Here is a 12557-nt window from a genome sequence, read left to right on the forward strand (position 1 = left end):
AATGGATGGTTACCCTCCATGGTCCCCGCTGCCTCGCGACGAACGGCCCGGCAGTTCGTCGCCAACGCGGGCAGGTGTGGATGGATATGGATGGCCTCGGCTCTGCCTTCCAATCGTTGATTGAGTAGAGAAGCTTGATTCGCCTGGGTTCCATCATCGCGCTGATTGCCGTCGTCGGGATTCTGCTATCCGGCTTCGCGGCCAATCGAATCTATGAACAGGAATCGGCGGTCGAGCGGATTGCGCTGGGGCGGGCGATCGACGTGCATGCCAGTCAGGTGCAGGATCGACTGACCGAGCGTGAACTACTCGGCAGAGTTGCTTCCGGACTCTTCCGCTCGCCGGCGGTGATCAAGGCGGACATGCTGCAGCCGCTTCGCTCGTCGATCTATGCCTTCAAGACTGACTTCCTGCTGGCGAGCTGGATCGTCCGTCTGAAGCCTGAAGAGTTTGCTGCCGCCCAGGCCGAACTGGCCAAGGCCGGCTTCTCCGATACCACCATCCGCCACTCCGACGGGACCGCGATCGATCCGGCGACGCTCCGCGAGCCGGTCGACGTGGTGATGGATATCGAGCCGCGCAATGCCGAAACCGTTGCCCTGCCGGGGCGATCGCTCGACGATCATCCGGTACTGGGCCGGATGTTCGCCCGCTCGCTCGAGACCGGCAAGCCAGAAGCTTCCGACCCGCTGCGCCTGGGGGGAGCAGGTGGGCCGATCGGGGTGGTGTTGGCTGCACCGGTGATGTCGGAAGACGCCTCCGCGGCGGTCGGATTCATCACCTTCTCCTATGACCTCTCGGCGCTGATGCTGACCAACGACGACATGTCGATGTTCTCCGTGGTGATGGCGGATCCACGGCAGCCCGATGTCGAACTGATCGCCGATGAGCGCGGACATGTGACCGAACGGCCGGCCCATCCCGACGGCGAGAAGCCGATCATCGTCCGGACGATGACCTTCGGCGATCGCGATTGGTCGCTGGCCTATTACGCGCGGGTCAGCCCGTTCGTCCGCGCCCAGCAGGTCGCGGCGATCGTCGCGGCGATCGGTCTGGCGCTGACCATCATTATCTGCTGCTTGTTCGGCTACGTCAGCAACAGCAACGTCAGGCTGCGGCGCGAAATCGAGATGAGGATCGGCTTCGAGCGCCGGCTGACCGCGGTGATCGACGAGCTCAATCATCGGGTCAAGAACATCCTGGCCGTCATTCAGTCGATCGTGACGCGGACGCTGCGGCACGGCTCGGACCTGGATGTCGCCCGCGAACTGTTGATCGGCCGCATCCATGCAATGTCCAACGTCGTCTCGCTTCTGAGCGAGAGCCAGTGGCAGGGCGTGATGCTGAAAGGGCTTTTCGAGCCGAGGGCAATCCCGCATACCGACCGCATCGCGGTCAACGGCCCCGACATCGCGGTCAGCGCGCGCGCGGCGCAGAGCCTGTCGCTGCTGTTCTTCGAACTCGCCTCGCACTCCGACGAGGGGCTGTCGCTGGTCGGCAAGCACCCACACATCGTCGCAAGCTGGGAGGTGACGGGCGAGGGGGCCGATTCGGTGTTCAATTTCCGCTGGGAGGAGTTCAACACCAGCGAGGCGACGCGGCGTCCCGACAGCGAATTCGGGGTCATCCTGCTCGATCGGGTCGCTCCGGAAGCGCTCGGCGGCAACGCCAAGCGCTACTTCACCGATGTCAGCTATGTCTATGAGCTGACGGCGCCGATGGAAACGGTCGTCGACATCAACGAGCGCGACCGCACCGGACAGATCTCGGCGCCGCTCCGGCGGAGCTGAAATGGGAAAATACTGCAACCGGGCCGACGAAGCCGCAGGCGCCTTCAATTTCGACAAGGCGCTGAAGCGCAATAACGAAGTGGCCCGAGGGCCAGCTTCGTATTGCGTTTCATCGGTCGTTTTCTACAGAGAAAACCGCGCCGGTCAGCCGTTGCTGCCGATGACGGCGCGAACCGTGTCGTCAGGCCCGAAGTCTTCGGCGCCATCGACATAGAGCAGTGCACTCAGCTTCGAGCGCGCGCGGTTGACGCGGCTCTTGATGGTGCCGACGGCGCAGCCGCAGATCGCGGCCGCGTCTTCGTAGGAGAAGCCCGATGCGCCGACCAGAATCAGTGCCTCGCGCTGGTCCTGCGGGAGTTTCTCCAGCGCGGCCCGGAACTCCTCGAATTCCAGATGGGCATTCTGGCCCGGCTGGGATTTCAGCGTCTTGGCGTAACTGCCGTCGGCGTCCTCGACCTCGCGCCGCCGTTTCCGATAGTCGGAGCGGAACAGGTTGCGCAAAATCGTAAAAAGCCATGCGGGCAGATTCGAGCCCGGCTGGAACGAATCGATGTTGGCCAACGCGCGTAGCAGGGTCTCCTGCACCAGGTCGTCTGCGCGGTCGCCGTTTCCGCTGAGCGAGATTGCGAACGCGCGCAAACTCGGTACTGCAGCCAGAATGTCGTCTCTGAGAGAGTCGGTGAGAGGCATTAGTCCCTCCTCTCGCTGTCGGTCGCTGCTGCCGGGCCGCCTTGCTGGGGGTCGTCCAGCCGCTTGATCAGGTCGGCAAACCGATCGGGCACCCCTTGCCTGACCACGTCATCATACATGGCGCGCAGCTGATGGCCGATCCGAGCCTGAATCTCCTGATTCAGGCCACCCTTGCTGCCAGGCGACGACTTCCTCGTTGTCTGAGCCTTGAAATCTTTCATGACTGATCCAATGTCTTCCCCGTGGTCAAGTCCCCTGAAATCACTGGGGTTTACCTTGATTTTTGAAGGTGTTGCGGTGTCACTGGGAGCCTAATTCGGCCGCAGCGGTAAAGTTCCCCGGTCACATGGAACTTTTCCCTTGCTTCGGCGTAGGTAGTCTTAGGGAGCCCGGCCGCCCTGCCGATACCGGCCGAGAGCAGATTCGAGATTGGAGTGGGGATGTCGAGATCGCAGTTGGTTGCTGAGCACTTACCGTTGTTGCGTCGCTACGCGCGGGCATTGACCGGCAACCAGGCGTCGGGTGACGCCTATGTCGGTGCAATGCTGGAAGCCCTGCTGCAGGATCCAGCGCTGCTCGACGAAAGACACGGGCCGCGGGCCGGGCTGTTTCGCCTGTTCGCCCAGATCTGGAATTCGGTGGCGCTCAACGACGACTCCGAAGTCAGGGCGCTGCCGATGCCGTCCGAGCGGCGGCTCTCGGCGATCACTCCGCTGCCGCGCCAGGCCTTTCTGCTGCTCTCGCTGGAGGGATTTTCCGAGGAAGAGGTCGCCTTCGTCCTTCACACGGACGTGGGCGAGATCCGTCAGCTCGCCGATACGGCGGGCCGGGAAATGGCCGAGGAGATCGCCACCGATGTCCTGATCATCGAGGATGAGACTTTCATTGCGATGGATCTGGAAAGTCTGGTCAAGAATCTGGGTCATAATGTTATCGGCGTTGCCCGCACCCATGCGGATGCGATTGCGCTAGCGCGCACCAAAAAGCCGGGCCTGATCCTCGCCGACATTCAGCTTGCCGATGGCAGCTCCGGACTGGACGCGGTCAATGAACTGCTGAAGACCTTCGAGGTACCCGTGGTGTTCATCACGGCCTATCCTGAGCGGTTCCTGACCGGCGAACGCCCCGAGCCGGCGTTCCTGATCTCGAAGCCGTTCCAGCCGGCGATGGTGTCAGCTGTTGCGAGTCAGGCATTGTTCTTCCAGCGCAATTCACGCAACCGGACGCCGAACGCCGCCGCATCCTGACCAACTGATCCCGCAGCCAATTCGTCGGATCCGGCCGCTCGCGCGAAGGCGCGGGCGGACTTTGCTTTTGGGATCTATGGGGCTTTTGGGATCTATGGGAATCCGGTGGCAGGACGACTGCCACGATCGGGCCTGGCCTTCGGCGCGATATCGAAATAGCTCGATTCAAAAGAACAGGGCGCAGCTGGCATCACCACAGCTGCGCCCTGTATTGCCGGTCAATTGGGGCAGGGGGACTAACCGGCGCTGGTACAACCGCCATCAAAGCGGAGTTGTTCCGCGGCAGCCTCGGAAAACGTCACACACTTAGTTGATCGTTCGTTATCGAACCGCGCTCGCGCCCAAACGATTAATTGGTGTGGCGGGCTTGACAAGCCGCCTGAAGCAACGAAGCGGCAATCCTGCCGCGCAGAAAAGAGCGGCAAGATACCATGTCACAGATCGTGCGGGGAATTTTGGGCGCAATTGCGATCACCGCCACGCTCGGCGTGGCACAGCTGGCGGTCGGTGGCGACCTTGGTCAGCTCCGCCTGCAGCAGGACGCCTCTGCAGCGCAGGAAATCAACCGCGGTAGCAAGGCCGACCGCGGAACGCTGGCGCAAGAACTCCAGCCGGGTCGGACATTCGGTGTCACTCTGGTCGATCAGTCGGTACTGGTCCGTGTTCCGGATGCTCGAGTGGGCCAGGCTACGCGCATTCGCGCTCAGCAGCCGGCACCTTCTTCTTCCCCGCGGCGAACGATGGTCGCATGCGAGCCGGTGGTGAGCGTCTTGACCGAGGTTGCCAAGCGCCTCGAACCCGGTCGATGCATGACCTGATCCAGGCTATTTTGAGCAATCGAGCTCCCACCCGTCACCCCCAAGGTGGCGGGTGTTTTCGTTTGAATAGCTCGGCTGTTCTCGCAGTCGCTGCAACAAACGATCCACCCGGGGCAGGCCCGGCTGCCCGGCCGCTCGCAATCAGTCGTAGCGGCCGGGCAGTTGCGGGGTGTCCTCGGCGACCAGGTGTTCCTTCAGGACCAGGCCGACGATCAGCAGCGGCGATGCCAGAAAGCCGCCCATCGGGCCCCAAAGCCAGGTCCAGAACGCCAGTGCGATGAACACCGCGAGCGCGTTCAGCTCCAGCCTCCGCCCGATGATCGTCGGCGTGATGAAATGTCCTTCCACGAAGGTCAGGACGGCAAATCCGAGCGGCGCCAGCAGGCCTTCGCCCATCGTGGGCATGCTGATGATCCCGACCAGGGTCAGGATGACGAACATCACGATCGGCCCGATGACCGGGATGAAATTCAGCGTCGCGGCGAGCGCGCCGAGCCCGGCCGGATTCGGCATGCCTGCGAGGGCGCAAATGACGCCGGTCGCGGCCCCGTAGCACAGGTTGATGATCGTCACGGTCAGCAGATAGCCGCCGAGGCTCTGCTCGATCTCGTTCAGAATGCGTAAGGTGCGCAGCCGCGCGTCGCGGCCGCCGAAATTCATCACCAGCGCTCGGCGAAGGTCTTTCCAGCTCGCGATGAACAGCACGAGGGTGACGAGAAACAGCAGGAATTCGGTCAACGTCGGCGACAGAAATTCGAGGGTCGGCTGCATCCAGTCGATCTGCGGCATCTGGGATGCTGCAGGCACTGTCGGTTCCGTGCCGCCCATGGCCGATTGAAGTTGCCGCCACAGTCCCATGGGACGTTCGAAGAAGCTCAGCTTGTCGCGAAGGATCACGCCGAGTTCAGGAAGCCGGCTGGTCCAGTCGATCAGCGGCACCGAGATCAGCGCCACCATGAAGCCGACGCCCGCCAGCGCCAGCGCCACGATCAGCACCGCGCAGACCGCGCGCGGAATTCGCCATCTCTCCATGTAGGTCGCCGCCGGCGACAGCATGGTGCCCACCACGAAGGCGGTGACGATCGGGAGGAAGAACGGCTTGGCGACGTAAAGCAGCCCGATCACCACGATGATCAGCAGGGCGACGAGCGCGAAGGCGACGATCTCGGTCCGTCGGATCAGAGGCGGCCGCTCGTCCGGGCTGTCGGGAAGCGGAGCGCCGGCGGGCTCGACGGGAAGAGTTCGCACCAAATTCACCCCGCTCAGGTCGCCATTGCCGAAAGAGAAAGGACGCGCCTCGGCGACGGTTGTCGACTGACCTCGATGCGCGGCGTCCCGTGCCTCAACATGAACTGTCCGGCAAAGTTCCTTGGCCGGCAGCGCCGACCCGGGCGCTTTGTCAAGTGCGTCGTGACGACCCGCCGGAACCGGATGGGCGACGCGGCGTTTGTTAGCAGCATCGCGACGATGCGAGCACATGCGGGGACATCGCCATGGTTACTTCCGGTTTCGCTTCACGACGCAATTCGGTGGCGCGTCCGCTGGTGGCCTTCGCTGCAGCTCTGCTGCTGACGGCCGCGCTGCCCGGCGCTGCATCGGCGCAGACGCTGGGCTACGCCGCGGCGCCGCAGGCCGGCCCGTTCGGCGCCGATGACGAGGTGCTGGCGCCGCCGCCGCAGGCGATCGCGCCGGATGCCGCGGTGAGCGACGACGAGGACGCGCAATTGTCCGACCGGCTGCGCCGTCAGGTCGTCGCCTACAACAGCAATCAGCCGGCCGGCACCATCGTCATCGATACTGCGAACACCTACCTCTACTACGTGCTGGGCGGCGGCCGGGCGATCCGCTACGGCGTCGGCGTCGGCCGCGAAGGCTTCACCTGGGCCGGCACCCAGACGATCACCCGCAAGGCCGAGTGGCCGGACTGGCATCCGCCGGCGCAGATGATCGCGCGTCAGCCCTATCTGCCGCGCTTCATGGCGGGCGGCCCCGGCAATCCGCTGGGCGCGCGGGCGATGTATCTCGGCTCGACCGAATATCGCATCCACGGCACCAACGATCCCTCGACGATCGGCAAGTTTGTATCCTCGGGCTGTATCCGATTGACCAATGAGGACGTCGCCGACTTGTTCAGCCGCGCAACAGTCGGCACGCGGGTGGTGGTGCTGCCGAAGGCGGCGCCGAACCGCGAAGCGCGCAAGGCGCGGCCGGACCGCCAGGCGATGAACATTTCGCTGTCGTCGCTCGACTAATGCCCACCGGACCGGAGGTTGCGATGCGTCGCTCAACTGCAAAGGCAATCGGGATCGGCGCCGTCGCGATGATGTCGCTGGCCGGAACGGCATCGGGCGCGCAGGCGCAGGATTTCTTCTCGGCGCTGTTTCACAGTTTCCAGCCTCCGGCCCGCCACTACGCTCCAGAGCGGGCCTTCCCGTTCGCCAGCGAGGGCGACTATGCGCCCAGGGCGCGCCGTCCGGCGCGGGCGTATTCCAGCGGTGGCGGCCAGGCCTATTGCGTCCGCACCTGCGACGGCCGCTACTTCCCGATCGCGGCGACCGGCGGCGAAAGCAAGGATGCGACCTGCAACAGCTTCTGCCCCGCCAGCGAAACCAAGGTGGTGTACGGCTCCAACATCGACGGTGCTCGCACATCGAAAGGCAAGCCCTATTCGGAGCTTCCTAACGCTTTCAAATACCGCACCGAGATCGTGGCCGGCTGCACTTGCAACGGCAAGGATCAGTTCGGCCTTGCGCAGATCAAGATCGAAGACGATCCGACCGTCCGGAAGGGCGACATCGTCGCCAGTGAAGATGGCCTGAAGGTCGCCGGTCGGCCGGATCGCCGCGAAGGGTCGCTGAACTATTCGCCGGCGCCGGATTCGATCCGCGCCGGATACGGCAAGGTCCCGGTCGTGGCGGCGAACTGATCGCCGCCTCGCGCCTGAGAACGTACGCGCTATCCCACGGCCGGTTTGGCCCGACAAACCGACAAACCGGCATCGTTCGAGCCGGCGCATACTCGGCAACGGGCGGCGCCTCATCCAGGTTCTGTTCCGGGATCAATCAGTTCCAGTCATGGAACCGAGTTGCCCGCACGCCGTTAGTGCAGTGCGGGTGGCCCGCGGGCTGAAAGGATCTTGCGATGCTTGTTGGTATTCTGATTACGTTTCTCGTCGTTATTCTGGTCTTGTATCTCATCAACCTGCTGCCGCTGGACGGGCGTGCCAAGCAGATTGCGCGCGTTGTCGTAATCATCGTCGGCATCATTTCGCTGCTGAAATATCTGGCGGTCTTCTAGCGCATTGGCGTGATGCGCACGCCGTGCGTGCGGCTAAGATTGAATTGTCGGGGCGTGCGCGATGCGTACGCCCCGTCGTCATGTCGGTGCGTCGCGCAGCCAGTCAGCTCTGAGCAACCGCACAAACAAAAGCCCCGGCTTGCGCCGGGGCCCCACCGTTCAAACAAAATGCGCCATCAGCGCAGCGTCTTGAACCAGTCGTCGACGTCGCTGCTCACCTTGTCCTTGGCGTAGCCGTAACGCTCCTGCAGCTTGCCCTCGAGCTGGTCGCGGCGCCCGGCGATCTTGTCGAGATCGTCATCGGTGAGCTCGCCCCACTTCTCCTTGACGTTGCCCTTGAACTGCTTCCAGTTGCCTTCAACGCGATCCCAATTCATCGTCGTTCTCCGTTGTAGATGCCCCGTCAACGGACGGCTGTGTCGAAGGTTCCCGGACTGTCTGCGGCAAGCGGTCGCCCGAATCTCGGCGCCAAGTAACAGGTTACCGGGCGTAAAAAGACCCCTCCCTTGCGGGAGAGGCCTTGTTTGTCGACGAGCCGAAAAGTGTGACCGGATCAGGTCAGGTCCTGCAGATGCGCCGCCTTGGCTTCGCGGCGGCGGATATGCAGGATGAATTCGGTGTAGCCGTTCGGCTGCTCGCGGCCCTTGAAGATCAGGTCGCACGCCGCCTCGAAGGCGACGCCGTCGAAGTCCGGCGCCATCGGCCGGTACAGCGGATCGCCTGCGTTCTGCTTGTCGACCACCGCCGCCATCCGCTTCAGCGATTCAAGTACCTGCTCCTTGGTGACGACGCCGTGATGCAGCCAGTTCGCAAGGTGCTGGCTGGAGATCCGCAGCGTCGCGCGATCTTCCATCAGGCCGACGTCGTGGATGTCCGGCACCTTCGAACAGCCGACGCCCTGGTCGATCCAGCGCACCACGTAGCCGAGGATGCCCTGGCAGTTGTTGTCGATCTCCTGGCGGACATCGTCCGGCGCCCAGTTCGACTGCGACACCGGGATGGTGAGGATATCCTCGAGCTTGGCGCGCGGGCCGCCCGACTTCAACTCCTGCTGACGCGCCAGCACGTCGACCTGGTGATAGTGCAGCGCGTGCAGCGTGGCGGCCGTCGGGGAGGGCACCCAGGCGGTGGTCGCGCCGGCCTGCGGATGGCCGATCTTCTGCGCCAGCATGTCGGCCATCTTGTCGGGGGCCGCCCACATGCCCTTACCGATCTGGGCGTGGCCGGGCAGGCCGTCGATCAGGCCGGTGTCGACGTTCCAGTCCTCGTACGCCTTGATCCAGGGCTGCGCCTTCATCTCGTTCTTGCGGATCATCGGGCCCGCTTCCATCGAGGTGTGGATCTCGTCGCCGGTGCGGTCCAGGAAACCCGTGTTGATGAACACGATGCGCTTGGACGCGTTCTGGATGCAGGCCTTGAGGTTCACCGTGGTGCGGCGCTCCTCGTCCATGATGCCGACCTTCAGCGTATTCTCCGTCAGGCCGAGCATCTTTTCGACGCGGCCGAACAGCTCGCAAGTCAGCGCCACTTCGTCCGGGCCGTGCATCTTCGGCTTGACGATATAGACCGAGCCGGTGCGGCTGTTGCGGGTCTTGCCCAGCGCCTTCAGGTCGTGGATCGCCAGCAGGCCGGAGACCGCGGCGTCGAGGAAGCCCTCGGGGATTTCCGCGCCGTCGCTGTCGAGCACCGCGTCGGTCCACATGTGATGGCCGACATTGCGCATCAGCAGCAGGCTGCGCCCGTGCAGGGTGACGTCCTTGCCGTCGGGCCCGGTGTAGGTGCGGTCGCCGTTCAGCGCGCGGGTGACGGTCTTGCCGCCCTTGTCGAAATCGGCCGACAGCGTGCCGTCCATCAGGCCCAGCGTGTTGCGGTAGATCAGCACCTTGTCCTCGGCGTCGACGGCCGCGACCGAGTCTTCCATGTCGAGGATGGTCGAGACCGCAGATTCGATCACCAGATCGGCGACGCCGGCCGGGTCGTCCTTGCCGATGGTGTTGGACCGGTCGATCTTGATCTCGATATGCAGGCCGTTGTTGACCAGCAGCACCGCGCTCGGCGATGCCGCCTCGCCGAGGTAGCCGGCGAACTGCTCGGGCGTCTTCAGGCCGGTGGCGTTGCCGCTCTTCAGTTTGGCGGAGAGCTGGCCGGCGATCACGCTGTAGGCGGTGACGTCGCTGTGGCTGCCGGCCACCAGCGGCGCGGCCTGGTCGAGAAACGCCTTTGCCTTGGCGATCACCTTGTCGCCGCGCGCCTTGTCGTAGCCCTTGGCCTGGGTGGCTTCCTGCGGAATCGCGTCGGTGCCGTAGAAGGCGTCGTACAGCGAACCCCAGCGCGCGTTGGCAGCGTTGAGCGCGTAGCGCGCATTCGACAGCGGCACCACGAGCTGCGGGCCGCAGAGCTTGCCGATTTCCTCGTCGACATTGGCGGTCTCGACCGCGACCGTCGGCGGCTCCGGCAGCAGATAGCCGATCTCCTTCAGGAAGGCGGTGTAGGCGGCCATGTCCTGCTTCTTGCCCTTGTTGGCGAGGTGCCAGGCGTCGATCTTGGCCTGCAGGCCGTCGCGATGCTGCAGCAGCGCGACCGTCTTCGGCGACAGATCGCGGACGATCGCGGCGAGCCCGGCCCAGAAGGCGTCGGGTGCGACGCCGGTCTTCGGCGCGGCCTCCTTGGCGATGAAGTCGAACAGGACGGGCGCAATTTTCAAGCCGTGGGCATCGATACGATTCATATGAGGATGTCTCGCGAGAAAGGGCGCAAAGCGGCGGCCGTTTCAGGGGTCAAAATGAGCCGACGACCACGGAAGGCGGCCTCGGGGTGCCTCTTTTAGCGCCAAAGGCGAGGGCATTGGAAGGCCCCAGGCGCCGGCCGCGACTTATGGCGACGGATGCTCGTCGCCGGCCAGCCGCTCCAGCAGCATTTTCAGCAGGATGGTGACCACCGCCACCGCCGTCAGAGTGGTCGCCGCGGCGAACGCGCCTGCGACATTATAGTCCTGGTACAACAGTTCGATCTGGAGCGGCAGCGTGGTTGTCTGGCCGCGGACGTTGCCGGACACCACCGACACCGCGCCGAATTCGCCCAGCACGCGGGCGTTGCAGAGGATCGCGCCGTACAGCACCGCCCAGCGGATGTTCGGCAGCGTGACGCGGAGGAAGGTGGCGAAGCCGCCGGCGCCCAGCGTCACCGCGGCCTCTTCCTCGTCGGTGCCCTGCACCTGCATCAGCGGGATCAGCTCGCGCGCCACATAGGGCGCGGTGACGAACATGCTGGCGAGCACGATGCCCGGCAGCGCGAACATCACTTTGATGTCGAGTTGCTCCAGCAGCGGCCCGAACAGCCCCTGCGAGCCGTAGACGAACAGATAGGCGACGCCGGCGACGATCGGCGAGATCGAGTAGGGCAGTTCGATCAGCGCAATCAGCAGCGTGCGGCCGGGAAATTCGAACTTGGTGACCGTCCAGGCCGCGGCGAGGCCGAACAGGATATTCACCGGCACCGCGATCAGGGCGGTGATCGTGGTCAGCCACATCGCGTGCAGCGTGCCGGGATCGCCGAGATTGCGCAGGAACACGCCGATGCCCTGCGCGAAGGCGGAGGTGAGGATCACCGCCAGCGGCGCCACAAGAATGAACAGCGTCACCACGCCTACCACGCTCAGCACGACGAAGCGCGCGACCGGCCCGGCTCCGACCGGCGTCACCATCCAGTCCGCTTTCGCGGGGCGTCGCGGCTTCGGCGTCATTTGCTGTTCCGTCCGAGATAGCGCAGCTGCCAGGCCTGCACCGCGTTGGTGACGATCAGCATGGCGAAGGCCATCGCCAGCATCACGGTGGCGATCGCGGCGGCGGCCGGGTAGTCGTATTCCTCGAGCCGGATGAAGGCGAGCAATGCGACGATCTCGGTCTTCATCGGCTGATTGCCGGCGATGAAGATCACCGCGCCGAATTCGCCGAGGCTGCGCGCGAAGGCGAGCGAGGCGCCGGCCAAGAGCGCCGGAAAGATTGACGGAAAGATGATCTTCGACAGGATCTGCAGGTCGCTGGCGCCGAGCGAGCGGCTGGCCTCCTCGACGTCGCTGCCGAGATCCTCGATCACCGGCTGCACCGTGCGCACCACGAACGGAATGCTGGTGAACGCCATCGCGATCGCGATCCCGAGCGGAGTGTACACCACGCTGACGCCGAGCGGTTCGAGCACGGACCCGAACCAGCCGGTCTTCGAGAACAACGCCGTCAGCGCCAGGCCCGCGACCGCCGTCGGCAACGCGAACGGCACGTCGACCAGCGCGTCGAGCAGACGCTTGCCGGGGAACTGATAGCGCGCCAGCACCCAGGCGAGCAGCAGGCCATAGACCGCGTTGAAAATCGTGGCGGCCAGCGCCATCGTCACCGTCAGCCGGATTGCGGCGAGCGTCCGCGGCGACGACAGGATCGCCCAGAGCTGGGTTGCGCCGAGTTCGGAGGCTTTCAGAATCAGCGCGCACAGCGGCAGCAGCACGATCACGCCGAGATACAGCGCGGTGATGCCGAGGCCGAGGCCGAAACCGGGAATGACGCTGCGTCGCAAAGAAGTTACCTGTGAATGGATGAAGTAACCGCGAGTGCGGCATGCTCCCTCTCCCCGCGTGCGGGGAGAGGGGTGGGGTGAGGGGGCGTCTCCGCGAGGCCGAGAGGCTCGGCTGCGTCGAGACGCCCCTCACCCGACCGGCGTGGCGG

13 protein-coding genes are annotated in these 12557 nt (G+C 64.6%); 6 read left to right on the forward strand and 7 right to left on the reverse strand.

The genetic code is table 11. The features are described 5' to 3' along the window. Positions 1-134: 134 nt before the first annotated feature. A complete protein-coding gene (locus ACTZWT_RS24020) occupies positions 135-1790 on the forward strand; it encodes an HWE histidine kinase domain-containing protein (RefSeq protein ID WP_444772196.1) in 1656 nt (551 codons plus the stop codon). A gap of 144 nt (positions 1791-1934) precedes the next feature. Here ACTZWT_RS24020 and ACTZWT_RS24025 read toward each other — a convergent pair whose 3' ends face one another. Next, positions 1935-2480: a sigma-70 family RNA polymerase sigma factor gene (locus ACTZWT_RS24025; protein ID WP_011440284.1), complete on the reverse strand. Its 546-nt coding sequence runs from the start codon at positions 2478-2480 to the stop codon at positions 1935-1937. After that, positions 2480-2701 carry a NepR family anti-sigma factor gene (locus ACTZWT_RS24030; protein ID WP_444772197.1) on the reverse strand — a complete coding sequence of 74 codons (222 nt, stop codon included), beginning with the start codon at positions 2699-2701 and terminating at the stop codon, positions 2480-2482. The genes ACTZWT_RS24025 and ACTZWT_RS24030 overlap by 1 nt, the downstream gene beginning before the upstream one ends. Before the next feature lie 219 nt (positions 2702-2920). Between ACTZWT_RS24030 and ACTZWT_RS24035 the strand changes: the two genes are divergently transcribed. Together ACTZWT_RS24035 and ACTZWT_RS24040 are read left to right on the forward strand one after the other, a co-directional pair. Next, the gene (locus ACTZWT_RS24035) at positions 2921-3727 is read left to right on the forward strand and encodes a response regulator (protein ID WP_444772198.1); all 807 of its coding nucleotides are present in this window, start codon (positions 2921-2923) and stop codon (positions 3725-3727) included. 431 nt (positions 3728-4158) lie between these two features. Continuing rightward, complete coding sequence (locus ACTZWT_RS24040; RefSeq protein ID WP_444772199.1) at positions 4159-4545, forward strand: hypothetical protein; 387 nt, start codon at positions 4159-4161, stop codon at positions 4543-4545. Positions 4546-4686: 141 nt separating this feature from the next. Here ACTZWT_RS24040 and ACTZWT_RS24045 read toward each other — a convergent pair whose 3' ends face one another. Beyond that, entirely contained in the window at positions 4687-5793 is a 1107-nt protein-coding gene (locus ACTZWT_RS24045; protein WP_444772200.1) for an AI-2E family transporter, read from the reverse strand. Between the two features lie 245 nt (positions 5794-6038). Here ACTZWT_RS24045 and ACTZWT_RS24050 point away from each other — a divergent pair, with 245 nt between their 5' ends. From ACTZWT_RS24050 to ACTZWT_RS24060, 3 genes are all read left to right on the forward strand, one after another. Next, positions 6039-6797, forward strand: coding sequence for a L,D-transpeptidase (locus ACTZWT_RS24050; protein ID WP_444772201.1), 759 nt, complete (start codon positions 6039-6041; stop codon positions 6795-6797). A gap of 23 nt (positions 6798-6820) precedes the next feature. Beyond that, positions 6821-7471 carry a DUF2865 domain-containing protein gene (locus ACTZWT_RS24055; RefSeq protein ID WP_444772202.1) on the forward strand — a complete coding sequence of 217 codons (651 nt, stop codon included), beginning with the start codon at positions 6821-6823 and terminating at the stop codon, positions 7469-7471. Between the two features lie 215 nt (positions 7472-7686). Next, positions 7687-7842 carry a Thivi_2564 family membrane protein gene (locus ACTZWT_RS24060; RefSeq protein ID WP_444772203.1) on the forward strand — a complete coding sequence of 52 codons (156 nt, stop codon included), beginning with the start codon at positions 7687-7689 and terminating at the stop codon, positions 7840-7842. Between the two features lie 176 nt (positions 7843-8018). Here ACTZWT_RS24060 and ACTZWT_RS24065 read toward each other — a convergent pair whose 3' ends face one another. The 4 genes from ACTZWT_RS24065 to cysT all read right to left on the reverse strand — a co-directional run bounded on the left by ACTZWT_RS24065 (position 8019) and on the right by cysT (position 12408). After that, positions 8019-8219, reverse strand: coding sequence for a CsbD family protein (locus ACTZWT_RS24065; RefSeq protein ID WP_041798596.1), 201 nt, complete (start codon positions 8217-8219; stop codon positions 8019-8021). Positions 8220-8395: 176 nt separating this feature from the next. After that, entirely contained in the window at positions 8396-10570 is a 2175-nt protein-coding gene (locus ACTZWT_RS24070) for a malate synthase G (RefSeq protein ID WP_444772204.1), read from the reverse strand. A gap of 144 nt (positions 10571-10714) precedes the next feature. After that, positions 10715-11584, reverse strand: a complete 870-nt coding sequence (gene cysW / locus ACTZWT_RS24075) for a sulfate ABC transporter permease subunit CysW (protein ID WP_444772205.1) — start codon at positions 11582-11584, stop codon at positions 10715-10717. Further along, complete coding sequence (gene cysT, locus ACTZWT_RS24080; RefSeq protein ID WP_444772206.1) at positions 11581-12408, reverse strand: sulfate ABC transporter permease subunit CysT; 828 nt, start codon at positions 12406-12408, stop codon at positions 11581-11583. Before cysT ends, cysW begins: the two co-directional genes overlap by 4 nt. Positions 12409-12557 lie beyond the last annotated feature (149 nt).

It is taken from the genome of Rhodopseudomonas sp. NSM, from assembly GCF_052445935.1.
Classification (GTDB): domain Bacteria; phylum Pseudomonadota; class Alphaproteobacteria; order Rhizobiales; family Xanthobacteraceae; genus Rhodopseudomonas.

Coding starts and splice junctions, on each gene's coding strand:
- ACTZWT_RS24025 (WP_011440284.1), bottom strand. CDS start 2,480: ATGCCTCTCACCGACTCTCTCAGAGACGACATTCTGGCTGCAGTACCG.
- ACTZWT_RS24030 (WP_444772197.1), bottom strand. CDS start 2,701: ATGAAAGATTTCAAGGCTCAGACAACGAGGAAGTCGTCGCCTGGCAGC.
- ACTZWT_RS24035 (WP_444772198.1), top strand. CDS start 2,921: ATGTCGAGATCGCAGTTGGTTGCTGAGCACTTACCGTTGTTGCGTCGC.
- ACTZWT_RS24040 (WP_444772199.1), top strand. CDS start 4,159: ATGTCACAGATCGTGCGGGGAATTTTGGGCGCAATTGCGATCACCGCC.
- ACTZWT_RS24050 (WP_444772201.1), top strand. CDS start 6,039: ATGGTTACTTCCGGTTTCGCTTCACGACGCAATTCGGTGGCGCGTCCG.
- ACTZWT_RS24055 (WP_444772202.1), top strand. CDS start 6,821: ATGCGTCGCTCAACTGCAAAGGCAATCGGGATCGGCGCCGTCGCGATG.
- ACTZWT_RS24060 (WP_444772203.1), top strand. CDS start 7,687: ATGCTTGTTGGTATTCTGATTACGTTTCTCGTCGTTATTCTGGTCTTG.
- ACTZWT_RS24065 (WP_041798596.1), bottom strand. CDS start 8,219: ATGAATTGGGATCGCGTTGAAGGCAACTGGAAGCAGTTCAAGGGCAAC.
- ACTZWT_RS24070 (WP_444772204.1), bottom strand. CDS start 10,570: ATGAATCGTATCGATGCCCACGGCTTGAAAATTGCGCCCGTCCTGTTC.
- cysW (WP_444772205.1), bottom strand. CDS start 11,584: ATGACGCCGAAGCCGCGACGCCCCGCGAAAGCGGACTGGATGGTGACG.